The organism is Pseudonocardia endophytica (assembly GCF_004339565.1).
GTDB lineage: Bacteria > Actinomycetota > Actinomycetes > Mycobacteriales > Pseudonocardiaceae > Pseudonocardia > Pseudonocardia endophytica.
Genome location: NZ_SMFZ01000002.1, coordinates 3,255,449 through 3,281,173, shown reverse-complemented (window position 1 = coordinate 3,281,173; position 25,725 = coordinate 3,255,449). Strand labels below are relative to the sequence as shown.

At 71.3% G+C, this 25,725-nt stretch carries 20 protein-coding genes; 5 read left to right on the top strand and 15 right to left on the bottom strand.

All coding sequences use genetic code 11. The features are described 5' to 3' along the window. Positions 1–129: 129 nt before the first annotated feature. Together EV378_RS33925 and EV378_RS33920 are read right to left on the bottom strand one after the other, a co-directional pair. Entirely contained in the window at positions 130–1,848 is a 1,719-nt protein-coding gene (locus EV378_RS33925; protein WP_132431970.1) for an N-acyl-D-amino-acid deacylase family protein, read from the bottom strand. 61 nt (positions 1,849–1,909) lie between these two features. Next, a complete protein-coding gene (locus tag EV378_RS33920; RefSeq protein ID WP_132431968.1) occupies positions 1,910–2,293 on the bottom strand; it encodes an SRPBCC family protein in 384 nt (127 codons plus the stop codon). A gap of 81 nt (positions 2,294–2,374) precedes the next feature. On the opposite strand from EV378_RS33920, the gene EV378_RS33915 reads away from it, so the two are divergent. Together EV378_RS33915 and EV378_RS33910 are read left to right on the top strand one after the other, a co-directional pair. Then, the gene (locus EV378_RS33915; RefSeq protein WP_132431966.1) at positions 2,375–3,742 is read left to right on the top strand and encodes a PQQ-dependent sugar dehydrogenase; all 1,368 of its coding nucleotides are present in this window, start codon (positions 2,375–2,377) and stop codon (positions 3,740–3,742) included. Between the two features lie 268 nt (positions 3,743–4,010). Then, positions 4,011–5,399 (top strand): MFS transporter, encoded by a 1,389-nt coding sequence (locus tag EV378_RS33910; protein WP_243653896.1) that lies wholly within the window; start codon positions 4,011–4,013, stop codon positions 5,397–5,399. 39 nt (positions 5,400–5,438) lie between these two features. Here EV378_RS33910 and EV378_RS33905 read toward each other — a convergent pair whose 3' ends face one another. Both EV378_RS33905 and EV378_RS33900 read right to left on the bottom strand, forming a co-directional pair. Next, positions 5,439–6,386, bottom strand: a complete 948-nt coding sequence (locus tag EV378_RS33905; protein ID WP_132431962.1) for an SCO6745 family protein — start codon at positions 6,384–6,386, stop codon at positions 5,439–5,441. A gap of 230 nt (positions 6,387–6,616) precedes the next feature. Beyond that, entirely contained in the window at positions 6,617–7,438 is an 822-nt protein-coding gene (locus EV378_RS33900) for a DUF4333 domain-containing protein (protein ID WP_132431960.1), read from the bottom strand. Positions 7,439–7,555: 117 nt separating this feature from the next. Here EV378_RS33900 and mtnA point away from each other — a divergent pair, with 117 nt between their 5' ends. Continuing rightward, positions 7,556–8,575, top strand: coding sequence for an S-methyl-5-thioribose-1-phosphate isomerase (mtnA, locus tag EV378_RS33895; protein WP_132431958.1), 1,020 nt, complete (start codon positions 7,556–7,558; stop codon positions 8,573–8,575). Here the strand turns inward: mtnA and EV378_RS33890 are convergent. Continuing rightward, positions 8,535–9,188 carry a class II aldolase/adducin family protein gene (locus tag EV378_RS33890; protein WP_243653895.1) on the bottom strand — a complete coding sequence of 218 codons (654 nt, stop codon included), beginning with the start codon at positions 9,186–9,188 and terminating at the stop codon, positions 8,535–8,537. The two genes, mtnA and EV378_RS33890, sit on opposite strands and share 41 nt — an antisense overlap. Beyond that, the gene (locus EV378_RS33885) at positions 9,185–11,062 is read right to left on the bottom strand and encodes a flavin-containing monooxygenase (RefSeq protein ID WP_243653894.1); all 1,878 of its coding nucleotides are present in this window, start codon (positions 11,060–11,062) and stop codon (positions 9,185–9,187) included. Before EV378_RS33885 ends, EV378_RS33890 begins: the two co-directional genes overlap by 4 nt. A 233-nt stretch (positions 11,063–11,295) precedes the next feature. On the opposite strand from EV378_RS33885, the gene EV378_RS33880 reads away from it, so the two are divergent. Together EV378_RS33880 and EV378_RS33875 are read left to right on the top strand one after the other, a co-directional pair. After that, positions 11,296–12,975 (top strand): FAD-binding dehydrogenase, encoded by a 1,680-nt coding sequence (locus EV378_RS33880; protein ID WP_132431956.1) that lies wholly within the window; start codon positions 11,296–11,298, stop codon positions 12,973–12,975. After that, positions 12,972–14,099, top strand: coding sequence for a CaiB/BaiF CoA transferase family protein (locus EV378_RS33875; protein ID WP_132431954.1), 1,128 nt, complete (start codon positions 12,972–12,974; stop codon positions 14,097–14,099). The genes EV378_RS33880 and EV378_RS33875 overlap by 4 nt, the downstream gene beginning before the upstream one ends. A gap of 24 nt (positions 14,100–14,123) precedes the next feature. Here the strand turns inward: EV378_RS33875 and EV378_RS33870 are convergent, their stop codons facing one another. The 9 genes from EV378_RS33870 to EV378_RS33830 form a co-directional block, all read right to left on the bottom strand. Beyond that, positions 14,124–14,897 carry an SDR family NAD(P)-dependent oxidoreductase gene (locus tag EV378_RS33870; protein WP_132433098.1) on the bottom strand — a complete coding sequence of 258 codons (774 nt, stop codon included), beginning with the start codon at positions 14,895–14,897 and terminating at the stop codon, positions 14,124–14,126. A gap of 201 nt (positions 14,898–15,098) precedes the next feature. After that, positions 15,099–15,737 (bottom strand): TetR/AcrR family transcriptional regulator, encoded by a 639-nt coding sequence (locus EV378_RS33865; RefSeq protein ID WP_132431952.1) that lies wholly within the window; start codon positions 15,735–15,737, stop codon positions 15,099–15,101. Between the two features lie 75 nt (positions 15,738–15,812). Continuing rightward, positions 15,813–18,008 (bottom strand): hydantoinase B/oxoprolinase family protein, encoded by a 2,196-nt coding sequence (locus EV378_RS33860; RefSeq protein WP_132431950.1) that lies wholly within the window; start codon positions 18,006–18,008, stop codon positions 15,813–15,815. A gap of 1 nt (position 18,009) precedes the next feature. After that, positions 18,010–20,121 carry a hydantoinase/oxoprolinase family protein gene (locus EV378_RS33855; protein WP_132431948.1) on the bottom strand — a complete coding sequence of 704 codons (2,112 nt, stop codon included), beginning with the start codon at positions 20,119–20,121 and terminating at the stop codon, positions 18,010–18,012. A gap of 28 nt (positions 20,122–20,149) precedes the next feature. Then, on the bottom strand, positions 20,150–21,244 hold the full coding sequence (locus EV378_RS33850) for a CaiB/BaiF CoA transferase family protein (RefSeq protein ID WP_243653893.1): 1,095 nt from the start codon (positions 21,242–21,244) through the stop codon (positions 20,150–20,152). A 56-nt stretch (positions 21,245–21,300) separates the two neighbouring features. Beyond that, positions 21,301–22,830, bottom strand: a complete 1,530-nt coding sequence (locus EV378_RS33845; RefSeq protein WP_132431944.1) for a class I adenylate-forming enzyme family protein — start codon at positions 22,828–22,830, stop codon at positions 21,301–21,303. A 31-nt stretch (positions 22,831–22,861) separates the two neighbouring features. Continuing rightward, positions 22,862–23,272: a hypothetical protein gene (locus tag EV378_RS33840; RefSeq protein ID WP_132431942.1), complete on the bottom strand. Its 411-nt coding sequence runs from the start codon at positions 23,270–23,272 to the stop codon at positions 22,862–22,864. Positions 23,273–23,304: 32 nt separating this feature from the next. Next, a complete protein-coding gene (locus EV378_RS33835; RefSeq protein WP_132431940.1) occupies positions 23,305–24,351 on the bottom strand; it encodes a phosphotransferase family protein in 1,047 nt (348 codons plus the stop codon). Next, positions 24,348–25,637 (bottom strand): acyl-CoA dehydrogenase family protein, encoded by a 1,290-nt coding sequence (locus tag EV378_RS33830; RefSeq protein WP_132431938.1) that lies wholly within the window; start codon positions 25,635–25,637, stop codon positions 24,348–24,350. The genes EV378_RS33835 and EV378_RS33830 overlap by 4 nt, the downstream gene beginning before the upstream one ends. Positions 25,638–25,725 lie beyond the last annotated feature (88 nt).

Genomic DNA, 25,725 nt, shown 5'->3' with positions numbered 1-25,725 from the left:
CGCGCCACCGGTGGCGCGCAGTGTCCAGTTCCGCCGATCATGGCCGGGCGGGCCGGGAATGATCAGCGAGAGCGGACCGGGTGCGCTCGTTCTGTCGCCCCGACGGCCGTTCCCGGTGATCCGCGGCGGTCAGGCCGGGGCCCGGCGGGGGCCGCGAAGGAGGCGGCCGGGCAGGGCGTCGGTGGGCTCGCCGTCGACGTACGTCTCCTGCCCTGCGACGAGGGTGTGCCGGTATCCGGTGACGCGCTGTTGCAGGCGCCGGCCACCGGCCGGGAGGTCCTGGTGCATCTCGGGGGCGTGGAGGCGCATCGCGTCCAGGTCGATCACGGTGAGGTCGGCACGGTAGCCCGGCGCGAGCACGCCCCGGTCCAGGAGCCCGACGGCGCGGGCCGTGTCGCGGGCCTGGCGCTGGACCACGAACGGCAGGTCGAGGCGGGCACCGTCACGGTCGCGGCACCAGTGCTGGACCAGGGTCGTCGGGAACGAGCCGTCGCAGATCGTCCCGACGTGCGCGCCGCCGTCGGACAGTCCTGGCACGGTCAGCGGGTGGACGAGCATCTCGTGCACGTCGTCGAGGTTGCCGTGCGCGTAGTTCGCGAACGTGACGTAGAGCATCCCGCCGGCCGCGACGACGTCGTAGGCGATCTCCGCAGGCTCCACCCCCGCCCGGGCCGCCCGCTCGGTCAGCGCCGACGAGGGCGGCGGCTCGTAGTCCGGCGGGTCGCCGAGCTCGTACATCAGGTGGTACTTGTGGATCATGTGACCGCCGAGGCGGCTGCGGTCCTTCTCCCTGGTCTGTGCGGCCAGGACCTCCTCGCGCACCTGCGGGTCACGCATCCGGGCCGCCTGCTCGGACGGGGCGAGCCCGTCGCAGTGCCCGCGCCACACCGGGTTGGTCATGAACGGGTTCAGCGTGTTCGCCAGCCCCATCAGCATGCCGACCGGCCGGGCCGCGACCTGCCCGCGGATGGTCAGCCCGTCCGCGGCGGCCGACTCCATCAGCGACAGCAGCAGCTTGTGCTTCGAGTGGTCCTCCGGGAACTGCAGCAACGAGAACGACAGCGGCCGTCCTGACGCCCCGGCCATCCGCCGGAGCAGCGCGAACTCCGCCTCCGGGTCCGGGAAGTCGGACACCAGTTGCAGCACCCCGCGTCCGGTCTCCCCCACGGCCGACGCGATCGCCACGAGCTCGTCCGCGCCCGCGTCGTAGGAGGGCGTGAGCTCGCCGTCGATGCTGCGGTGGTTCAGCGTCCGGGACGTGGAGAAGCCGAGCGCCCCGGCCTCGATCCCCCGGCGGGCCAGCGACGCCATCGCGGCGATCTCGTCGGGCGTCGCCGGCTCGTGCGCCGCGGCGCGCTCGCCCATCGTGTGCACCCGTAGCGCGGCGTGCGGCACCTGGGTGGCGAGGTCGACGTCGTGCGGGAGCGCCTCGAGAGCCGACAGGAACTCGTCGAACGACTCCCAGTTCCAGGCCAGGCCCTCGTGCAGCGCGACGCCGGGGATGTCCTCCACGCCCTCCATCAGCTCGATCAGGCGGTCGTGGTGCTCCGGGCGGGCCGGGGCGAAGCCGACACCGCAGTTGCCGGCCACCACCGTCGTCACCCCGTGCCACGACGACGGCTGCAGCCGCGACTCCCAGGTCGCCTGCCCGTCGTAGTGCGTGTGGATGTCGACGAACCCGGGCGCGACGACCGCGCCGGCGGCGTCGATCTCCCGCCGTCCGGTCCCGGACACCCGCCCGACCTCGACGATCCGGTCGCCGTCGAGAGCGACGTCCGCGGTGACCGGCGGACCCCCGTTCCCGTCGACCACGCTGCCGCCGCGTACCACCACGTCGTGAGCCGCCATGCCTCCTCGATACGGCGTCCCCGGTCGTCGGGCAACGCGTGACCCCGAATCGGAGCAATGCTCACGATCGGACGAGGAACTCCAGCGACAGCCGCGCGAGCGGCAGGTAGGCGGCCAGAACGGGGGCGGGCCCTTCGACGGTCAGCCAGGTGCGCGTGCCGGATCCGACCGGCGCGACGCCGTGGTCCAGCGACAACGCGAGCGGTCCGAGCGCGACGTCCCACGACCACGTTCCCGCGTCCTCGTCGACGGCGGTGACCGCGAACGCGGCGGTCAGGCCGAGCGGCCCGCGGACCGTGCCGGTGCTGCCGGGGACGATCCTCGGCTCGGTGCACTCGACGCCCAGGATGTACGGCGCCCACACCGGCCAGCGCTCCGGCACCGCGTAGCGCTCCCACACCTCGGCGGCCGGGCGCGGCCCCCGGGCGTGGATCGTGATGCGCACGCCACGATCCTGGCGGCGAACCGGCGCGGGCGCGCGTCCTCGGGCAGGATCCGGACGGAGGTTCCCGTACGAAAGCTGGTCATGCGCCACTCCCGCACCCTGCTCGCGACCGCACTCGCCGGCGTCGCGCTCGTCGTCACGACCGCCTGCGCCGGACCGAACCCGGTCACGAACGCCGCGGCGGGCGGCGAGGCACCGTCCGCGGCCGCCCCGTCCGGCCTGGTCCCGGCGGCGCTGAGTGTCCCGGCGGCACTGGCACAGGACCCGCTGGACGCGCCGCGCACGGTGCAGATCCCGGCGGGCTGGACGATGTCGGTGTTCGCCCGCGTCCCGGACGCGCGGCTGGCGGCCTGGGCTCCGGACCGGACGCTGCTCGTCTCCGTTCCCGAGGAGGGACGGATCGTGCGTCTGGTTCCCGACGGGCGCGGCGGGGCCACCGAGTCGACGCTGCTCGAGGGGCTCGACCAGCCGCACGGCATGGCGTTCACCGGGTCGACGCTCTACGTCGCGCAGTCCGACCGGGTCGACGCGTACGCCTACGCCGACGGGCGGGCCGCGGCTCCGCGACCGGTGGTCACCGGACTGCCGGACGCGAAGAGCCCGGACCTGCGCGGGGCGTACGCGCACGCGTTGAAGAGCGTCGCGGTGGGGCCGGACGGGGCCGTCTACGTGTCGGTCGGCTCGACCGGCAACATCTCCGAGCAGGACCTGACGGCGACGCCGCCACGGGCGTCGATCCTGCGCGTCCCGCCGGGCGGTGGGCCCGCCGCACCGTTCGCGGTCGGGGTCCGCAACGGGACCGGGCTCGCCGTCGCACCGGACGGAGCCGTCTGGACCGCGGTGAACAACCGGGACAACATCCAGTACCCCTACGACCGGCCGTACGCGAACGCGTCCGGCTCGTCGCGCGGCGACGTGATCGACGAGTACGTCACGGCCCAGCCGGCCGAGGCCCTGGCCAAGCTGACGCCCGGCCGGAACCTGGGCTGGCCGTACTGCAACCCGGACCCGGACGAGCAACCGGGCGTGGCGGGCAGCCCGCAGCGCCTGTCCGACATCGGGTTCGTGAACGACCAGGAGACCAATCCGGACGGGTCCATGTTGGACTGCGCTGCCCTGCCCCTGGTCGAGCAGGGCTTCCCGGCCCACTCCGCGCCACTCGGACTGGCGTTCACCGACGGCACGTTGCCCGCCCCGTACGCCGACGGTGCGCTGGCCGGCGTCCACGGCTCGTGGAACGCGAGCCCGCCGCGGGCTCCCGAGGTGTCGTTCTTCCCGCGTCAGGGCGACGGTCTCGGTCCGCAGCAGACGCTCGTCGGCGGGTTCCAGGACGCGGACGGCTCGCGGTGGGGCCGCCCGGTCGCGGCCGTGGCCGGGCCGGACGGCGCCGTCTACGTCACCGACGACGAGGCCGGGGCGGTGTACCGGCTGGCTCCGCCCGGCCGCTGACCCTTTCGTTGCGAAATCGCGACGGCCGCACGGTGGACTGACTCACCGGCAGGTCGGTAAGAAACCCTAGGCGATGGCGCACCGGAACTGCAGTCGAATCGGACATCCAGCAGTGCTCACGACAATTCGTCGGAGCCCACACGGCACGTGATCGCCGCTCGATGTGGTCGACGACGAGGGGGTTCGTGTGACATCAGCGACGCAATCCGTACGGAGTCTCATTCCGGCCCGGATCGACCGATTGCCCTGGTCGCCATTCCATACACGAATGGTCCTCGCGCTCGGAACGGCGTGGATCCTCGACGGGTTCGAGATCACGATCGCGAGCAACGTCGGTGACAAACTGTCCGACTCGTCGCGGCTCGACCTGTCCGCCGCCGCGGTCGGCGGCCTGGCCACCGCCTACCTGATCGGCCAGGTGGTCGGCGCGCTCGTGTTCGGCAACCTGTCCGACCGGCTCGGGCGGCGCCGCCTGTTCATGATCACGCTGGCGATCTACTTCGGTGGCAGCGCGCTCACCGCGTTCACGGTCGGCAGCGGCGCGTTCGCGGTCTCGTTCATCTACCTGACGCGGTTCATCGCGGGCGCCGGCATCGGCGGCGAGTACGCCGCGATCAACTCGGCCATCGACGAGCTGATCCCGGCCCACTACCGCGGTCGCGTCGACATCGCCGTGAACGGCACCTACTGGGCGGGCGCCGCGATCGCGGCCATCGCGCAGGTCCCGCTGCTGTCCGGCGCGATCGATCCGGGCATCGACTGGCGGATCGCGTTCCTGATCGGCCCGGTGCTGGCGATAGTGATCGTCGTGTTGCGCCGCAACCTGCCGGAGAGCCCACGCTGGCAGATCATGCACGGCCGCTCCGCCGAGGCCGAGGAGTCGATCAACTTCATCGAGCACGAGGTGGAGGCGACCGGCCGGACGCTGCCGCCGGTGGACGAGTCCCGCGCGATCGAGGTCAAGCCCGCCGACCAGACGGGCTATCTGACGCTGCTGCGCATCCTGTTCCGCACCTATCCGGGCCGCTCCACGCTCGGCGCGGCGCTGATGATCACGCAGTCGTTCCTCTACAACGCGATCTTCTTCACCTACGCGACCGTGCTCGGCACGTTCTTCGGCATCCAGAACACCGCGATCTACTACATCCCGTTCGCGATCGGGAACTTCCTCGGCCCGCTGCTGCTGGGACCGTTGTTCGACACGATCGGCCGGAAGAAGATGATATCCGGGACGTACGTGCTCTCCGGGATCCTGCTCGTGATCAGCGCTCTGCTGTTCAAGGCGGGAGCGCTGACCGCGACGACGCAGACGGTCGCCTGGTGCATCATCTTCTTCTTCGCGTCCGCCGGCGCGAGTGCGGCCTATCTGACGGTCAGCGAGATCTTCCCGATGGAGGTGCGTGCGAAGGCGATCGCGGTGTTCTTCGCGATCGCGCAGGCGTTCGGCTCGATCGCCCCGCTGTTCTACGGCTCGCTGATCGACAAGGACCACCCGGACCCGTCGAAGCTGTTCGTCGGCTACATCGTCGGAGCCGCCGTGATGATCGTCGGCGGGATCCTGGCGTGGATCCTCGCCGTCGACGCGGAACGCAAGTCGCTCGAGGACGTGGCGATGCCGCTGTCGGTGGTCCGTGCCACCGGGGCGTCCAGCCCCTGACAGCCCCTGAGCCCTGACCGGCCGGGCCGTCCGCCTCACTCACCAGGGCGGGCGGCCCCAGGTCGGCGGCAGCTGCTCGATCGCGCTCGGATACGCACCGGCCGCGACGATCGCCGCGCACCACGGCCGCAGGAGAGCGAGCAGCTCGTCGAGCTGGTCGCCGAGCGCGTCCAGCAGCGGTGCCTGCTGGACGTCCGTCGCGACCTCGATCGCCTCGCGCAGCGCGGCACCCTCGTCCGTGAACACGGCCGGCTCGCCACGGACGAGGCCCTTGTCCCGCAGCCTGTCCAGCCCCTCGTCGAGCGTGGCCTCCGGCCAGCCACGGGTCAGGTGGTAGCGGCGGCGCGGCATGTCCGCGTAGACCTCGGCCAGCAGCCCGGCCTCCACCGGATCCAGCCCGGCCGCCGTCCACGCCGCGACGTGCGCGTCGCCGCGGTGCTCCCGGACCATGTCCGCGGCCCGCCACAGCGCGCCCCACGGCGCGGCCGGCATCGGCAACGACCGCAGGCCGGCGAACAGCGGACGCCCGCTCACCCGTCCGGCCATCGCCGCCCGCAGCAGCAGGTCGGTGGCCCTGGCCGGGTCACCGAGCGGGCCGAGGATCCGCTCCATGGCGGCCGTCGCACCCCGCTCGCGAGCCTCCATGATCTCCGGGTGTGGCGCGGTCGCCCATCCCCGCCCGGTCTCCGGGACGACGACGGCCGGGTCGAACACGCCGAACACGGACGCGACGACCTCGCCGGGCACCCGCCCCATGCACCCGGCGCGGCTGCAGAAGTAGGCGGCCAGATCCGGGAGATGCAGGTAGCCCTCCCCCGGACCGCCTGGGTCGCCCCGGGTGAAGCCGAGCGCGGCGAACGCGTCGTGCACCTCGGGAGCGAAGTAGACCTGCGCGGCGATCGGCTCGACGGCGCCGCGCAACGCGCGGGCGTTGCGGGACAACACGTCGTCGGGAACGGAGGTGGTGAACGCCTGGGGCCTGCTCATCGGGTCGCTCCGATCTCAGGGCCGGGGTCCGGGCGGTGCGGGACGCCGGGGCACGGCTCGCGGGCGGCCGCCGGCACCCGCCCGCGGTAGGCCTCGGCGCCGAGGACCATCGGATCACCTCCGTCGGTCCCCGGCATCCTGCCGACCCGGCGGCCCGACCTGCGAACGGGGACGACACGGCAACGCCCCGCCCCCGGGCACGGCCGGGAACGGGGCATCGGGACGGGTCGTCAGTCGAACGTGACGTCGCCCTGGGCGTTCGTGATCGTCGCCGTGTGCTGCTCGTTCTGGGCCGGGCTGTCGACCACCGCGAGCGTGCACTGGAACGTCGTGCCCGGTCCGCCGACGACGACGGCCTTCCCGTCGGCACAGGTCGCCGTCCACCTGGTGTCCGGGAAGTTCTTCGTCGCGGCGTCGGTGAGGGCCTTCTCCGCCTTCACCGTGGCCGCCCATCCGTTGCTCTGGAAGTCCACGTTGCCCTGGTCGTCCTTCTGCGTGACCGTGAACGGCAGGTTCTGGCCTTCGACGACGGCGGTGCAGGTGAACGTGCCGCCGACCTGGACGTCGACCGAGTCCGGGCAGGTCACGGCGCTCGTCGCCGTACCGGTCTCGGTCTGGGTGGTGGACGCGATCCGGGTCTCGATCTGATCGGTGTTCAGGGTCGGCGTCGCGAGCAGCGCGATCGCCACGATCCCGGCGACGATCAACGTGCCGAGTCCACCGATCACGATGCCCGCGACGGCCAGGCCGGTGCCACCCTCGCCGCGCTTGCGGATCTGGACGAGCGCCACGATGCCCAGGATCAGGCCGATCGGGGCGAGCAGGAACGCTAGGACCAGGGAGACGATCGCCAGAACGTTCGTCCGGCGCGGTGGCGGCACCGGCGGGTAGGGGTACCCCGGCGGCATCCCCTGCTGCTCGGGGATCATCCCGGCCGGCGGCGGTCCGCCCTGGTACGGGAGGCCCGCCGGCGGGCGCTGGTCGTACGGCGACCCTCCGGGCGGCGGACCGTCGTACGGGGAACCGGCCGGCGGCGGCTGGATCTGGGTCATGGCGTCCCTCGACTCCGATATGTGCGCTGCGTCGCGACGGTGCTCGTCGTCACGAGCCTGCGCGTTACCGCCCAGGAGGGGTCCCGCGCGACGACGGCAGCGGGGAGACTCGGCGGCATGGAGCCGCTGCGTGTCGTGGAGTGGGACGGGGACGGGGACGGCCCGGCCGTCGTGCTTCTGGACCAACGGGCCCTCCCCGGCGCCGTCGAGTACCTCCGCGCCAGCACGGTCGCCGAGCTGGGTGAGGCGGTGCGCGAGCTGGCCGTCCGCGGCGCGCCCTGCCTGGGCCTGGCCGGGGTCTACGGCGTCGCGCTCGCCGCGCACCGGCACGGCTCCGTCCACGGCACGGACCTCGACACCGTCCGCCGCGAGTCCGAATGGCTGGCCCGCGTCCGGCCGACGGCCGTGCCGCTGCGCCTCGGGGTCGAGCGGGCGCTCCGGCACCTCGCCGACGGGCCGGCCGCCGTTCTCGCCGAGGCGCACGCGGCCGCCGCCCAGGGGGCGCAGGCGAACGCCGCCGCCACGTCCCGGGCCGCCGACCTGGTGGAGGAGCTCGTCGGGCACCGTCCGATCCGGACGCTGACGGTCTGCAACACCGGCGACCTCGCGACCGGGCCCGGCGGCACGGCGTTCGGCGCGATCCGGCGGCTGCACGAGCGTGGTGTCCTCGCCGAGACGCTCGCCTGCGAGACCCGTCCGCTGCTCCAGGGCGCCCGGCTGACGATCTGGGAGCTGGAACGGGCCGGTATCGGCCACCGGCTGTGCGTGGACTCGGCCGGACCGGCGGCGATCGCCAACGGGCTGGTCGACGCCGTGCTCGTCGGAGCGGACCGGATCGCGGCGAACGGCGACGTCGCGAACAAGATCGGCACCTACATGCTGGCCTGCGCCGCACAGCGATCCGGCGTGCCGTTCCTCGTCGTCGCGCCCGAGGAGACGATCGACCCGGACACGGCGACCGGCGCGGACATCCCGATCGAGGAGCGGGCCGCCGCGGAGGTGACCGCACTGGCCGGGGTACCGACGACCGTGCCCGGCACCCCGGTCTACAACCCGGCGTTCGACGTCACCCCGTTCGAGCTGGTCACGGCCGTGGTCACGGAGACGAGGGCGTGGTGCTCGGCTGTCCGTACGTGACGAACCGGGGAACGACGGCGCCGACCTGCTCGGCCGTCAGCTCGGCCGGGACACCCGCGGCCCTGGCGCGCAGCCACACGTCGCAGAGCCATTCGAGCTGCCGCGCGCCGTCGTAGGCGGTGCCGAGGTCGGGACCGAGCACGATCGTGCCGTGGTGGCGCATCACCGCCGCCCGGCAGCGCCCCGCTGGCACGGACTCCATCGCCGCGCGGACCGACGCGGCCAGCTCGTCGGTGCCGTACGGCGCGTACTCCGCGACCGGGACCGTTCCGCCGAACATGGCCAGCTGGTAGTGCACCCGCGGCACCGCGTCGCGGAGCAGCGACAAGGCCGTCGCCGCCGGTGAGTGGGTGTGCACCACGGCCGTGCCTCCTCCCAGCTCGTGCAGCGCGACGTGCAGCGCGGTCTCGCTGGTGGGACGCCGGTCCCCGCTTCGGACCGCACCGGCTTCGGACAGCTCCACCAGGTCGTCCGGCCGCATCGTCGCGTAGTCGACGCCGGTCGGCGTGATCAGGATCGAGTCCCCGTCGCGGACCGAGACGTTGCCGGACGTGCCGACGACCAGCCCGTCGGCGACCATCCGGCGGGACAGGTCGCAGATGTCCTGCCTCACGAGACGTGGAAGTCGGCGAGGTCGGCCTCCCGGGTCATCGCCCAGTAGTCGACGATCCGGTACGGCGAGTTCGTGACGACGCGCCCGGCCGGGTTGCGGTAGTAGGTGCTCATCCCGGGGTGGCTCCACACCATCCTCCGGTGTCGACTGTCCACGTCGGCCACCGACGCGTCGTGGACGTCACCGCGGACCTCGACAGTGGACAGTCCGGCAGAGGCGATCCGGGCGACCAGGTCCACGATGTACCGGGCCTGCGACTCGGCCACGAAGATGAAGCTGCCCCCGGCTCCCGCGTTCGTGTTCGGCCCGTACATCAGGAACAGGTTGGGGAACCCGGGCACGGTCATGCCGAGGTGCGCCGTGGCGTCGTGGTCGCCCCACACGTCGTGCAGCCTCGTGCCGTCCCGGCCGCGGACGTCGATGTCGGCCAGGTAGTGCTGCGCGTCGAAGCCGGTGGCGAGCACGAGAACGTCGGCCTCGTGGTGCTCACCGGCGGTGGTGCGCACACCGTCCGGGGTGACCGCGGCGACCCCGTCCGCGACGAGCGTGACGTCGTCCCGGCGCAGGGTGGCGTACCAGCCGTTGTCCAGCAGCATCCGCTTGCCGAACGGCGGGTAGTCCGGGACGGACGCCTCCAGCAGGTCGGGCCGCCCGTCCAGTTCGGACTCGATGTGGCGGGTGAAGTAGCGGCGGTGGCCGTCGTTGACGGCGTTCAGCGACCGGTCCGGGTGCTCCCACTCCGGGTCGATCTGCAGCGACGGGTGCACCCGGTCGTTGAACGTCCACGCCAGACGGAAGCGGTACCAGCGGTGGTAGTACGGCAGGTTCCGCATCAACCAGCCGACGTCGTCGGGGAACGGGGTGAAGTACTCCTCGTCCGGCGCGATCCACTGCGGGGAACGCTGGAACACGGTCAGGTGGTCCGGCTTCCCGGCGATCGCCGGGACGACCTGCTGGGCGCTCGCCCCGGCCCCGACGACGGCGACGCGCTTCCCGGTCAGGTCGAGATCGTGCGGCCACGCGGTGGTGTGGAACGCGGTGCCCGCGAACGATCCGAGGCCGGGAAGGTCCGGCACGACCGGGTTCGTGAACAGCCCGACGGCGCTGACCAACGCCGTGCCGGTCCACTCCCGCTCCCCCGCCCGGACCGTCCAGCGACCGCCTGCCCACTCGGCCTGCTGCACCGCGACACCGAACTCGGTGCGGTCGTAGATCGCGAAGCGCGTCGCGACGTCACGCAGGTAGCCGATCATCTCGTCGCGCTTGCCGAAGTGGGTGGACCAGTCGTGGTCGGCGAACGAGAAGGAGTACAGGTAGCTCGGGGTGTCGACGCCCGCGCCCGGATAGTCGTTGACGAGCCAGACGCCTCCGACGTCGTCGTGGCGCTCGAGGATCGTGTAGCCGATGCCGGCCCGCTGCAGCCGCACGGCCGCGGCGATCCCGCACACCCCGGCGCCGATGATCAGGACGTGCTGCGCGGTGCCGTCCACCCGCACCGGCCCGGGGTCCGGCTCGATGCCCATCTCCTCGCGCATCAGGCGCACGTAGTCGTCAGGGACCTCCTCGGCGACGGCGGTGGAGAGCATGCGGCGCAACAGGTCCGGCTCCGGCTCCGGCACCGCGGGCGGCCTGCCGCCCGACCATTCCGTGATCGCCTCGACGGCCGAGCACCTCAGCTCGGCCGCGGTGGGCTCGTCGAAGCCCCCGGAGTCGTTCGGACCCAGGCCCGGAGCTCGACGGGGCCGGAACGGGTCGGCGAGCCACCGCTCGTCACCGGTCAGCTGGAACGTGACCATCGCCAGCGTCGGCAGGTTCGCCGACCCGACGGCCGTCCGCAGCCGGTCGGTGTCGATCGGACGTTCGGGCTCTGGCACTCCGGTCTCCCCTCGTCCCTCCCAGCATGACCCAGACCGGCCCGCCGGGTCAGGCGTGCGCTGTGGTCGACGTGAACGTCACGGTCGTGCGGCACCGCCGGCGGAGCACTGACGTTCACGTCGGCGGGGACCGGGCCGAGGCCCGATCCGGAGCCATCGGGGCGCGCCGGGCCACCGCGGTCGTGACGGATCGGGCATCCTCTGGGCGGACGGACGATGCGGGGAGGCGCGGCGTGGATGCTGACGTGATCGTGGTGGGCGCGGGACTGGCCGGGCTGGTCGCGACCGCGGAGCTGGCCGACGCCGGGCACTCGGTGATCGTCCTCGACCAGGAGCCCGAGCAGAACCTCGGCGGGCAGGCGTTCTGGTCGCTCGGCGGACTGTTCCTCGTCGACACGCCGGAGCAGCGGCGGCTGGGGATCAAGGACTCGGCCGAGCTGGCGCTGTCGGACTGGCTGGGGAGCGCCGCGTTCGACCGCGGCGTCGACGACCCGTCCGGCGAGGACTTCTGGGCGCGGCAGTGGGCCACCGCCTACGTCGACTTCGCGGCCGGCGAGAAGCGCTCGTGGTTGCACGACATGGGGATGCGGTGGATCCCGATCGTCGGGTGGGCCGAGCGCGGGGGGCACCTGGCCGACGGGCACGGCAACTCGGTGCCCCGGTTCCACCTGACCTGGGGCACCGGGCCGGGCGTGCTGGAGCCGTTCGTGCGACGGGTGCGGGCCGCCGTCGACGAGGGCCGCGTCGAGCTGCGGTTCCGGCACCGGGTCGACGAGCTGACGGTCACCGACGGCGTCGTGGACGGCGTGCGCGGCGCGGTCCTGCGCCCGGACGACGCGGTCCGGGGCGCCGCGACGAGCCGCGACGAGATCGGTGAGTTCACGCTGGGGTCGGGCGCCGTGCTCGTCACGGCGGGCGGCATCGGCGCGAACTTCGACCTGATCCGGGCCAACTGGCCGGAACGCCTCGGCACCGCGCCGGAGCACATGGTCTCCGGCGTCCCGGAGCACGTCGACGGCCGGATGCTCGGGATCTCCGAGCGGGCGGGCGCGCGGCTGGTGAACCGCGACCGGATGTGGCACTACACCGAGGGCGTCCAGAACTGGGACCCGATCTGGGCCCGGCACGGCATCCGGATCATCCCGGGCCCGTCGTCGCTGTGGCTGGACGCGTCCGGGCGGCGGCTCGAGGCGCCCAACTTCCCCGGCTTCGACACGCTCGGCACGCTGGAGGCGTTACGCGCCACGGGTCACGAGTACAGCTGGTTCGTGCTGACCCAGAAGATCATCGAGAAGGAGTTCGCGCTGTCCGGGTCCGAGCAGAACCCGGACATCACCGGGAAGGACCTGCGCGCCACGCTCGGCCGGATCCGCCCCGGCGCGCCGGCCCCGGTCGAGGCGTTCAAGGAGCGGGGCGCGGACTTCGTCGTCGCGGACACGCTGCCCGAGCTCGTCGCCGGCATGAACAAGCTCGCCGCCGACAGCGGAGGGCCGGAGATCGATCTCGCCGACCTGGAACGCCAGGTGATTGCGCGCGACCGGCAGCTGGACAACCCGTTCGGCAAGGACCTGCAGGTCATGGCCATCCACAACGCGCGCCGCAGCCGGGCGGAGAAGCTGAGCCGCACGGCCACGCCGCACCGGATCCTCGACCCGTCCGCCGGGCCGCTGATCGCCGTGCGGCTGCACGTGCTGACCCGCAAGACGCTCGGCGGGCTGCAGACCGACCTGTCCGGCCGGGTGCTCGACGACGCCGGCTCCCCGGTGCCCGGGTTGTGGGCGGCCGGCGAGATCGCCGGGTTCGGTGGCGGAGGGGTGCACGGCTACCGCTCGCTGGAGGGCACGTTCCTCGGCGGCTGCATCTTCTCCGGGCGGCAGGCGGGACGGTCGCTGGCGCTGGCCGCGCGCGCGTGAACGAGGAGAGCACCTACGCCGGGCTGCGCGTGCTCGACCTGTCCGCGGTGATCGCGGGCCCGATGGCCACCATGATCCTCGGCGACCTGGGCGCCGACGTGATCAAGATCGAGCGGCCGGGCGGCGAGGACGGGCGCCTGCTGCCGCCGTTCCGGCACGGCACGTCGACCGTGTTCAGCGCGTTCAACCGGAACAAGCGCAGCATCGAGCTGGACCTGACCAGCCACGACGGTCGCGAGACCGCACTGCGGCTGGCGGACACCGCGGACGTGCTCGTGCAGAGCATGCGTCCCCGCAAGATCGACGCGCTCGGCCTGGGTCACGGGGCGCTGGCCGCCCGCAACCCGCGGCTCGTGTACTGCTCGGTGTCGGCGTGGGGCACCGGTCCGCTCGGGCGGGACCTGCCCGGCTACGACCCGGTTCTGCAGGCGTTCACCGGGATCATGGCGCCGAACGGGCACCCCGGCGGGCCGTCGGCGCGGGTCCCGGCGTCCGTCGTGGACATCACGACGGCGATGTGGGCGGCCACCGCGATCCAGGCCGCACTGGCCCGCCGGGAGCGGACCGGACGGGGCGAGCTCGTCGAGATGGCACTCGTCGACTCCGGGTTCGCCCTGATGTGCCACCAGATCCTCACGACGCTCGCGACGGGACGACCGCCGTCGAAGACCGGTTCGGTGACGCCGATGGCGGCGCCCTACGAGACGCTCGCGACACGCGACGGGGAGGTCATGATCGCCGCGGGCAACGACGGCCTGTTCCGCAGGCTGTGTGCCGCGCTGGACGCGCCCGAGCTGGTCGGCGACCTGCGGTTCGCGACCGTCGCGGACCGCGTCGCACACCGCGACGAGCTGCACGCGCTGCTGGAGGCGCGGACGTCCACGATGGACCGCACCGAGGCCGAACGCCGGCTGGGCGCCGCCGAGGTGCCGGTGTCCGCCGTCAACCCGCTGGACGTGGCGCTGGAGACGCCGCTCGGGCGGGAGCGGCACATGGTCGTCGGCGAGGAGGACGACCCGCTGGTCCGGCTGCCGTTCCTGTCCCCCGGCCAGCGGCTGCGCCGCCCGCCCCGCTGCGGCGAGCACACCGCTGAGATCCTGGCCGAGCTGGACCGGCCGTACTGATGCGCAGCTCCGCAGGCTCCGTGCTCAGTACATGACCAGCCCGGCGGCGACGTTCACGTCCTCGCCGGTGATCGCCGCGGCACGGGCCGACGACAGGAACACGGTGGTCTCCGCGACGTCGCCCGCCGTGACCAGGCGGCCCAGCGGCGACCCCTCGGCGAACCGGCGGCGGGCCTCGTCCTCGCTGATCTCCTCCGACTCCGCCTGCCCGGCGATCACCCGGTCCAGCCGCGGCCCCTCCACGCCGCCCGGCGACACGAGGTTGACCCGCACCCCGTGCGACCCGGCCTCGACGGCTGCCGTCCGCACGAGACCGACGAGTGCCATCTTCGACGCCGCGTACGGCGTCCGGTCGCGCAGCGCCCGCTTCCCGGTGATCGAGCCGATCACCACGACCGACCCGGCCCCGGCCGCGTACATGTGCGGCAGGAACGCCTTCAGGCACAGGAACGTGCCGGTCGCGTTCACCGCGAACGTGTCGTTCCACTCGTCGAGCCCGACGTCGACGAGCGGTGCCGTCGGCCCGGCGACGCCACTGTTCGCGACGAGCGCGTCCACCCGTCCGAACTCGGTGACGGCGCGGTCGGCCAGGCCGGCCACGGCGTCCGGGTCGTGCAGGTCCGTCGGCACGACGAGCGCCCGGCGGCCCTGGTCGCGCAGCAGCCCGGCGACCTCCTCCATGGGCTCCACCGACCGTCCGGCCAGCACCACGTCCGCACCCGCAGCGCCCATCCGCAGCGCGATCTCGCGCCCGATGCCCGTTCCGGACCCCACCACGACCGCGACCGCCCCGTCCATCAGCACGGGGCCCACTCTGCTCGGCGGGGTCGCGCGGCGCACACCAGGTCATGACCGACCACGCCCGGGCGATCACCCTCCCCGACACCGTCCTGAGCGCCTGCATCACCTGGTCACACATATTGGGAGACATGCCCTGGCTATCATTCGCAGCGGATGAGGAGATGACTCCTGACCGTCGTCTGATCGCCGTTTCTCGCTCTATTCTCCTGGAGTCTTCGAGGGGGCCTCGATTCCCCGTAGGACCAGATCTGCAATGATCTCGCCAACCTCTGTGCTGTCGAGTCGTCCGCCCGGGTGGAACCAGGCGTACGGACTGTTCACCAGGAGGATGATGCTTTTCAGGCCGGCCGGGTCGACCTGTCGCATTTCACCTGCCTCCTGACCCTCGTGCAGGACGGATGCCCAGATGGCTTCGACGTCGGCCTGCATCTGACGGAACCGCTCACGGCGCTCTCCGGTCAACGCGTACCCGTCGCGCATGTATATGATCAGCTGGTCGCGACGATCGAGGAGCGCCTGGGTCTGGAACACGATCATGCGCCGGAACCGTTCGGCCGCAGGCAGCGGCTCGCCGGCGATCGTCCGCCCCTGCTCCAGGACCGCCTCCACGATTTCCGAGACGATCTCGAACAACAGCTCCTCTTTTGCCTGGATATGATAGTAGAGGGCGCCGCGTTGGATACTCGCACGCTCGCCGATATCCGAGAGAGAGGTCGCGTAGAACCCGTTCTGCGCGAAGAGCTCGATGGCAGCTTCTCGGATGCGCAGTCGGGTCTTGGAGCCCTTGGGTGTCTTTCCGGCTCGCTGAGTGTTCTCCGAGGGCTGGGTCGAGGCCATTTCTGTACTGTATCCCCGGTACAAAGTGAAGGTGACAGGGCCGACCGGCCGGCGGGATCCGGCCGGCCCTGTCGGTCAGGTGGCGAGGGACGGGGCGGTGTAACCGGGGAAACCCTCGGGGTAGATGTCGGCGACCAGGAGACCGGCGCAGGACGGGCAGTAGTACTCGGCCGACATCACCCGCGGCTCGGCCGATCGGCGTCGGACGAACATCCCGAGCCGGTCGAAGCGGTCCACCACGGGCTGCTCGTCACGGCGGGCTGCCTCTCGCCAGTTCCGGGTGATCTCTCCGAGGTCGGCCCGGCAGTACCCGCAGAGCCATCGCTGGTCGCCGTTCCCCGGAGGGGAGAGGACCACCGAGATGCCCATCGACTCAGGCGAGCGCTGTTCCCGCACGGGCTCGCCGCCGAGCCGCGCCTGCCGCATCGTCCGGCGACGGGAGTCCGTCGCCGCGACGTCCGGGGCGCCTGACGGGTCGAGGACCACACCGTAGGCGGTCCGGGCGTGGTCCTGGGTGATGTACTCGTCGTGGACGTCCCGGGCGACCGCGCCCGGCTCGCGCAGGAGTGGGTCGCCCAGACCGCCGCCGGCCCCGCAGCGCATGTGCAGAACGTCGCCCTCGCTCAGGGTGAGGCCTGCGATGTTGGACGGCCGTCGGGGTCGCTCGCCGGTGAGGGTGTCCTCGACGACGGTGCTGCCGCCGGACATGCGCTCGGCGACGTTGGTGTCGTGGATGCTGCTCCAGGTGCCGGTCGCGGCGGGAAGTCCACCGCCTGCGCCTCGTGCCGGGGTCTCGGCGCAGCCGATGGTGACGGCGCCCTGGAGCTGGTCGGTGCCGTGGACGGCCCAGGCGAAGTCCAGGGACTGACCGCCGCGATGGGTTCCGGGTCCGCCGGAGTTGACGTCGAGCTTGCGCCACAGGTAGAGCGCGGGTTGCTTGCTCTCGTTGACCTCGACGCTGGGCAGGCTGACCCCGGGGCTGATCGTCATGCCGTAGGTGTCGAGCCCGTCACCGGGGGTCTGGGCTCCGCCTCCACCGCCGCCGACCGCGTCCATGAAGAACACGACCGTGGGGATTCCGCCGAGTCCGGCACCGACGAGCGGTGACAGGCCCGCGGCGTCCCACGACTGGGCCGCGACCCGGCCGCGCAGCTCCTCGTCCTCGCTGAGGGCGAGGGCCTGGTTCAGCACGTCCTTCACCATCTTGGTGACCTTGGTGCCCGCGATCGCGTGCGCGCCGGTGACGGGAACGGGTTCGGTGGCGTTCACGACGGTCCCCGCGCGGGCGAAGTTCACGGTGATGGGCCACCAGACCCCGGAGTTGAACGGCAGGTCGCCGTAGCACAGGGTGGTCATGACCGTGGACATCAGCGACCCGTGGACCAGCCCGGGGGTGCCGTTGACGAAGGCGTTGACCTGGGGGGCGCCGTCGAACACGAAGTTCAGCTCGGAACCCGAGACCGTCAGTTCGCAGCTGACCTCGAGGAGGAGTTCCTCGCCGTGGCCGTCGTACTCGATCCAGTCGCAGGTCCGGTACACGCCATCGGGTAGCCGCGAGATCCGCGCCCGGAGCGCCTTCTCGCTGAGCTGCTTGTTGATGGTCGAGTACTCCTGGTGGGTCTCCAGGCCGAAGCGGTCGATCAGCTCGACGAGCTTGGTCTGGGCGACGTTGTTCGCCGCGATCATGCTGCGGAGGTCGTTGAGCACGAGATCGGGAATGCGGACGTTGGCCGCGATGTAGCGCTCCCACTCGGGTTCGATCCGGCCGTCGCTGATGATCCGGGTCGGCGGGAAGCGCAGCCCCTCCTCCAGGATCGAGTGTGCGGTGGGGGCGAACCCGGAGATGCCGAGGCCGCCGGTGTCGAGGACGTGCACGTTCGCGAAGGCCCAGCCGATGTGTCCGCCCCGGTAGAACAGCGGCGTGATGATGGCGACGTCGGCCTGGTGCATGGCGCCGCCGGTGTAGGGGTCGTTGACGATCCACCCGTCGCCGGGCCTGACCTCGCGGTCCCCGACGGTGTCGATGATGGCCCGGGTCCCCATGAGGGAGGACCCGGAGTGGAACAGGATCGTCGCGGACAGGCTGAGCTGTTCCCCGGAGGTGTCGAGCAGGGAGGTGGCGAAGTCCTGGACGTCGTAGATCACCGGGGAACCGGAGGTCCGGGTGAGCGTGATCGCCATTTCGTTGGTGATCGCGTCGAGGGCGCGGCGGTGGATCTCGACTGCGACCGGGTCGTGGGTCGTGGTGGTCCTCGGTTCGGTCGTGGTCATCTCACACCTCGCTGATCGTCAGGACGATGTTCATGTGCTCGTCGCGCTCGGCGACCACGGCCGGCGGCACGTAGATCGTCGTGTCCACCGCGTCGATGATCGCGGGGCCGACGAGGCGGCTGCCGGAGGTGAAGCGGGCCTCGTCGTAGGCCGGGATGACCTGTCGGCTCTGTTCCGAGGGCAGGTAGACCTCCCGCTCCCCGCGACGCATCTCGTACTCGGGCGTCGGGTTGGCGGGGTGCGGGACGGCCGGGGGGTGTGGCTGTGGCGCCGAGACCGTGACGGTGTAGTTCAGCATCTGTTGCGGCGCACCGGGCCATGCGGTGCCGACGCCGTAGGTCCGCTCGTAGACGGCGGTGAAGGTGTTCTTCAGCTCCGGAACGTCGGCGGCGGTGATGTCCCGGTCCGGTAGCGGGATCGACAGCGCGTGCACCTGGCCGAGGTACTGGAAGTCGGCCTTGCGGGTGACCGTGATCTGGGCGGGGTCGAATCCCTCAGCGCGCAGGTCCTCGACGGCGGCGTCGATGATCTGTTGCGCCTGTCTGTTGACCCGCTCGATCTCCTCGTCGGAGTCCAGCGTGGACTGGACGCTCTGGTCCTGGCGGAGCAGGAAGTCCGAGACCAGGAGGCCACGGGCACAGAAGACGGCGCTGTTCGCGGGAACGACCACGGTGCTGATCCCCAGCGCCCGGGCGATCTCGACGGCGAATGCGGGCAGCGTGCCGCCGTAGGCGAGGAAGACGAAGTCGCGGGGGTCGTAGCCCTTGTTGACGCTGACCTCGCGCACCGCGTTGGCCATGTTGGTGACCACCAGGTTGTGCACCGCTCCGCTGGCCTGGTCGATGTCGTAGCCCAGCGGTTCGCCGAACCTCTTCACCAGTGCGGAGCGGGCGGCGTCGGGGTGCAGGGAGATCCGGCCGCCGAGGTAGTTGTCGGTGTCCAGGATGCCCATCGAGATCAGGGCGTCGGTGACGGTGGGCTCGGTGCCCCCGGTGCCGTAGGCCACCGGGCCCGGGGTGGAGCCGGCGCTCTGCGGCCCGACCTGGGGGACGCCCCGCTCGCTGATCCAGGCGATACTGCCACCGCCTGCGCCGACCGACACCACGTCGACGAGCGGCAGCAGCGTGCGGAAGCGCCCCACCTGCACCGCGTTGTCGACCTGGACCTCGTTGTCGTGCACGATCCCGGTGTCGAAGCTGGTGCCGCCCATGTCGCCGAGCAGCACCCGCTTGTGTCCCATGCGGGCCGCGAGGTCGTTGGCGCCTGCGGCGCCCGCCGCCGGGCCCGCGCCCAGCAGTGCGAGCGGGAACTGTTTGGCCCGCCGGCCGGTGATGCCACCACCGAGGCCCTGGTAGAAGGCGACACTGCCGGCGAGACCGGCGGAGTGCAGCTTGGTGCTGAGGGTGTCGAGGAAGGTCTCGGCGTTCTGGTGGACGAACGCGTTGAGTACCGCGGTGATCCATCGCGGGTACTCGCCGAGCACCGAGCTCACCTTGCTCGAGGTCGTCACGAAGACCTGCGGATGGCGCGCGGAGATGAGCTCCGCGGCGCGGTCCTCGTGGACGCTGTCGGCGTAGCTGGACAGGAAGCAGACCGCGATCGCGCTGACGCCCCGCTCGTCGACCAGCCGGCGGGCGGCCTCGATGACCTCGGCGTCGTCGAGCGGCACCAGGACCGATCCGGAGCGGTCGATGCGCTCGGAGATCTCGACGGCGTTCCGGCGGTCGAACAGGTCCGGAACGTTGGTCTGCAGGTGGTCGTCGACGACGCGCAGCCGTGGCCCGCCGGCGAAGCGGAACTCGTCGCGGAAGCCTGCGGTGACGAGCACGCCGATGTCGGCGCCCTTGAGCTGGGTGATCGCGTTGGTGACGACGGTGGTGGCGTTGACGAAGAAGCGGGTACGGGTGAGGAGCGTCTCGAGGGTCAGGTCGAGGTTCGCTGCGGCCACGGAGACCGCCTCGAGCACACCCCGGCTGAAGTCGTCGTAGGTCGTGAAGGCCTTGCCTCGGGCTTCTCGCTCGCCCATGACGACGTGCACGTCGGTGTGGGTTCCGCCGACGTCGACACCGATGAACGCCTCGCCGGCGTCGAGGGGCTCTGAACTGCGACTCATGAGTCTTTCTCCTTCGAAAGGCTGGCGGTCAGTGGTCGAGGTCGACGTGTGCCTGGCGGTCGGCCAGCTCGGCGAGGATCTCGGTGGTGTGCTGGCCGGGTTCGGTGGCCGGGCCCTGGATGCGTGCCGGGGTTCGGCTGAAGCGTGGCGCCGGGGTCGGCTCACGGAGCCCGTAAGTGCTGCTCACTGTTTGTCGGGCCATGTGGTGCGGGTGGGTCTCGAGCTCGTCGAGGTCGAGCACGGGGGCGTAGCAGACGTCGAGGTCCGTGAGCTGCTGGTCCCAGTGGCTGAGTGGTTCGGCGGCGAAACGCTCCTCGAGCAACCCGGTCAGCTTCGGCCAGGTCGACCGGTCCCATTGCGGGTGATCAGCGGGTGGGATGTCGAGAGCGGCGAGCAGGGCGCGGTAGAACTGCGGCTCGAGCGCGGCGACGGTGACGTAGCGGGCGTCGGCGGTTCGGTAGGCCCGATACCAGGGTGCGCCACCGTCGAGGAAACTCCGGCCCCGCTCGCCGGTGATGATGCCGTCGCGGCGAAGCTGGAACAGGCTGGCCGCCAGCATGGTGACCCCGTCGAGCATCGCGACGTCGAGCAGCTGACCTGTGCCGGACCGCTCCCGTTCGTAGAGGGCGGCGGTGATGCCCATGACCAGCAACATGCCGCCACCGCCGAAGTCGGCGACCAGGTTCAACGGCACCGGCGGTGGTTCGCCCGGGGTGCCCATCATCGCCAGGGCGCCGCTCAGGGCAAGGTAGTTGAGATCGTGGCCGGCTCGTGGAGCCAGCGGGCCGTCCTGGCCCCAGCCGGTCATCTGGGCGTAGATCAGGCGCGGTCGGGACTCGCGGATCTCAGGGCCCAGGCCGAGGCGCCGGGTGACTCCGGGTCGGAACGGGTCGATCAGGACGTCTGCGTCGTCGATGAGCGCCAGAGCGGTCCTGGTCCCCTCGGCCGTCTTCAGGTCGAGCGCGATGGATCGGCGCCCACGGCTGAGCGGGCCGGTCATGGTGACGGTGTCCTCGGCTACCGGGGTGAGCCGATCGATGCGGATGACGTCTGCGCCCAGGTCGGACAGGACCGTGGCCCCGAAGGCGCCCGGTCCGATGCCGGCGAGCTCGACGACCCGCACACCGGCTAGTGGCCCACTCCCCCGTAGGGGCTGCTGGCCTGCGGTTCCTGTCGTGCTCATGAGTCGAGCCGGAACTTCTGCACCTTGCCGGAGGCGGTGCGAGGCAGCGCCTCGTCACGGAACAGCCACAGCCGCGGCACCTTGTACCCGGCGAGCTGATCGCTGCAGTACGCGGTCAGCTCCGCCTCGGTGGCCGACCGGCCCGGCGCGAACACGATGTGGGCACAGCCGATCTCGCCGAGACGATCGTCGGCGACGCCGGTGACCGCCACCTCCGCCACGGCCGGATGGTCGGCAAGAATCTGCTCGATCTCCGCCGGGTAGACGTTCAGCCCACCCGAGATGATCATGTCCTTGGAGCGGCCGGAGATGTAGAGGAAGCCCTCGTCGTCGACCCGGCCGCGGTCGCCGGTGCGCAGCCATCCGTCGACGATCGCCCGAGAGGTCTCCTCCGGCTTGTTCCAGTAGCCCTGCATCGTCGCCGGGGAGCGGCAGATGATCTCGCCGTCCTGGCCGACAGGGACGTCGATGCCGGTGTCGTCGACGACCCGGAGCTCGGCGAGGCCGGTGGCCTTGCCGGTGGAGCCTGCCTTGGAGCGGCCGTAGCGGGGGTCCAGGGTCGACATGACGGTAGGGAACTCGGACTGGCCGTAGGCCTGGACGACCTGGGCTCCGGGTACGGCCTTGTCCAGCCGGTCGAGCAGTTCCACCGACACCGGTTCGCCCCCGACGATGAGGTAGCGCAGCGTGCTGACGTCGTGGCGGTCGACGGCGCCCGAGTCGAGGACCCGCCGCAGCACAGCGGGCACGATCGTCATGGCGGTGACCCGCTCCGCTTCGATGAGCGTGCACAGGGCGTCCGGGTCGAAGCCCGAGCTGGGGTTGAGGACGATGGTGGCTCCGCGCTGGATCCAGGCGAACAGCCCGGTGTGCAGGCCCGCGGCCCAGCAGAGCGCCGGGATCCCGAGGTAGACGTCGTCGGCGTCGATGGACATGTCCATGACCTGTGAGACGGCGTTGAGCACGATCCCCGCTTGGGTGTGGACGGCGCCCTTCGGACGTCCGGTGGTGCCCGAGGTGTACTGCAGGAGCGCGATGTCGTCGCCGTCGACAGGGGGAAGCGTCGCAGCGTCGGGGTCCGTGGCGAGCAGGTCGTCGAGCGCGAGCTCCCCGGGGTTCGGGGTGCCGTCGATGGCCACGACCCGATGTCCCGGCCGCTCCGCCGCGAGTGGACGCAGGACGTCGAGGAATCGGTCTTCGACGAAGGTCCACGTCGCGCCGGAGTCGTCGAGGTGGTAGCCGATCTCGGGACCGCGCAGCAGGTAGTTGACCGGAACGACGATGGCCCCGGCCTTCACCGCACCGAGGAACGCGACGACGTACTCGGCTCGGTTGTGGGACAGGATCGCGATCCGGTCGCCCTTGTGCAGCCCGCTGACGACAAGACCCGCCGCCAGGCGACCGCTCAGGTCATCGAGCTCCGCATAGGTCAGCCGGGTGGCTCCGAAGACCAGTGCTGTGTGCTCGGCCTCTCCGCGAGACAGGCGAGACTTGCGGAAGAGGTCGGCGACAACCGATCCGCCCATGGTGCCCTCCCTTTCCTGAACGTGGTACCGGTCAGCCGTTCTGGGTCGTGTATTCGGCCTCGGCATCGATACGGAGCACCCGACGGACCGATCGCAGGAGCCCGCTGCCGTCCGCGTCGTGTTGCCAGACCTGCTGGCAGCACAGCTGTGCAGCGGCCAGCAAACTCTGTCGTGCGAGCGCGGGACCGGATTCCGTCTCGGCCTCGGCCCTGGCCACGAGATCGGCGACGTGGTCGGCTGCTTCCTCCGACCACGTTCGGAGGGTGTCGGGCCAGGTACCGGCGTCGGGCAGCGCCGCTATGACCGTGGCACGGTCGCGGGCCGCTCCGCGGTCGATCTCGAGCCGGATGTTGCTCAGGATCGTCAGTGCCGCCCGCAACGACGCGTTGCCGTGCGGGTCCACGACATGCGGGAGAACGTCCGCGCGCAGCCCGCGCTCCACGAGATCGAGCGCCCCCGACGTGGGAATGACGCTCATCGGCCAGCCTCGTCGAGGGCGTCGAGGATCATGACACGCAGTTTTGGAAGGGCGTGGGTCCACCGAGCGATTCGAAGATCGTCCAGGCGTCCCGCTCGCCAGAGCGCCGTACTCCTCAACCACATGGCGGTGGAATAGACCAGCATGAACACGTCCCAGTACGCGATCGACGACGGCGAGATATCACCGCCGCCGGCACGTCGGTAGTCGGCCACGAACTCGGCCACCGGGACCATGTCGCAGGCGAGATCGTCGGACTGTCGATTCGACTTCGCCATGAACCAGGCGAGGTCGCGGGCCGGATCGCCCACCTGAGCGAACTCCCAGTCCAGGAGACCGCTGATCCGCTCGCCCTCGAACAACAGGTTCCCCGCCCGGAAGTCTCCGTGGACCAGAGTGGGTTCCGGACAAGGCGGAAGGTTCGCGTCGAGCCAGCCCAGGGCGTCGGTGAGGATCGGCTCCGCCTGGACGACGTTCCCCTCCACGGCGGAACGCAGGCGCTTGAGCGTCGCTCTGCCGGAGTCGGACGACGGGAGTCCGACGGCACGGACGACGTTCTCCCCGTCAACCGGGACCGAGTGAACACCCACGAGGATGTCGAGCAGTTGAGCCCCGGCTGGACCGCGGCCCGCTCGAGCGAGGAACTCACGTCCCGCCGATGACCATGGCACCACCGCGGCACCCGGCAGACCCGCTGTGGCCAGGAACGGCAGCCCCAGGATGTCGGGGTCGGGCTCGAAGAACAGTGCGGGTGGCGCCGGGACCCCGTGCGCGACGACATCCCGGAGCAGGTGGAACTGCGCCGCACCGTCCAGGCTCAGCAGCTGGTCGTCGACCCGTTCCTGAGCGCGGAGGACGATCCTCTCCCCGTGGTGCAGATCGACCAGCAGCGTCGACGCGGACATGCCCTCGGACGCGAGACTCACCTCGGCGATGTCCGCGGTCCGACCGAGCCGATCACTGAGATACGGCCCCAGAGCCGCGGCCCGCTCGCGGATGCGTGCAGGCGCGGCGTCCGAGCCGCTCGTCTCGTCGACGCTCACGTCGTCGCCAGATCGAGAAGCTCGGCGACCCGGCGGAGCGCTGCTTCGCGCCTGCGGGGGACGTACTCGGTCGGGACCCCGTCCTCGGGAGCGGAGTAGTCCTTCAGGACGGAGCGCGCGACGACCGCGCGATGCACCTCGTCAGGGCCGTCGTAGATGCGAGAGGCCCGGCCGGCGCGGTACATGGCCTCGAGTGGCATGTCGGTGGAGTAGCCGATCGAGCCGTAGGTCTGGATCGCCCGGTCGAGGACGTCGAGGAGCATCCGGGCGCCGTAGTACTTGATCATGCTGATTTCCCGGCGCGCCGCGCGGGATCCTTCGCTGTCGATCCGCCACGCGGCGTGCAGCGTCATCAGCCGAACGGCGTGCAGCTCGGCTGTCGAGTCGGCGATCCAGTTCTGGATGCTCTGGTGTTCGCCGAGCATTCGACCGTGGCTACGGCGGTACAGCGCACGCTCGCAGAGCATGTCGAGCGCTCGCTCGGCCTGGGCGATCCACCGCATGCAGTGGTGAATGCGTCCGGGCCCGAGACGCTGCTGGGCGATGGTGAACCCGGCGCCGACCTCACCCAGCACCTGCGAGGCGGGGATTCGGCAGTCCGCGAAGGTGAGAACCGAGTGGGTCTCGAACGACGACGGCCCCGGCACCGGATCGTGCATGGACCCGATGGCGCGTCCGACGTGACAGCCTTCCTGCGCCCGGTCGACGATGACGATCGATGCTCGACGGTGCGGCTGCTCATCAGGGTCCGTCACCACCATGACCAGGAAGAAGTCGGCGACATCGGCCTGGGTGATGAACCACTTGCTCCCGTTGAGGACCAGCCCGTCGCCGTCCGGGACCGCCCGCAGCTGCAGCAGCGTCGGATCGCTGCAGGCGGTGTCCAGCTCGGTCATCGCGAACGCCGAACGCAGCCGCCCGGCCAGGAGTGGCTCCAGGTAGCGCGTTCTCTGCTCGACGGTGGCGTTGAGTGCCAGGATCTCCGCGTTGCCGGCGTCGGGGGCTCGGCTCCCGAACACGAACGGCCCCAACTCCGAGCGGCCGACCTGCTGGTTGAGCAACCCGAGCTTCAGCTGCCCGTAGCCCTGGCCGCCCAGCTCCGGATCCAGATGCGCTGCCCACAGACCCCGCTCCTTGACCTGTTCCTGGAGCGGCGCGAGAGCACGCTCGAGCTCGTCGCGCGGAAGATCGACCGTCTCCAACGGCTCGACCTCCTCGACCATGAGTCGCCGCGCCCAGTCGAGCTCCGACTGGAAGTCCGCCTCAGTGCTGAAGTCCCAACCCACGAGCGAACGCTAGCGATTTTTTGTACCGGTTGGCAAGTACAAAATTCCGCCAGAGTTCGTCGTCGCAGGCCGGCCCTTCCCTGTCGGG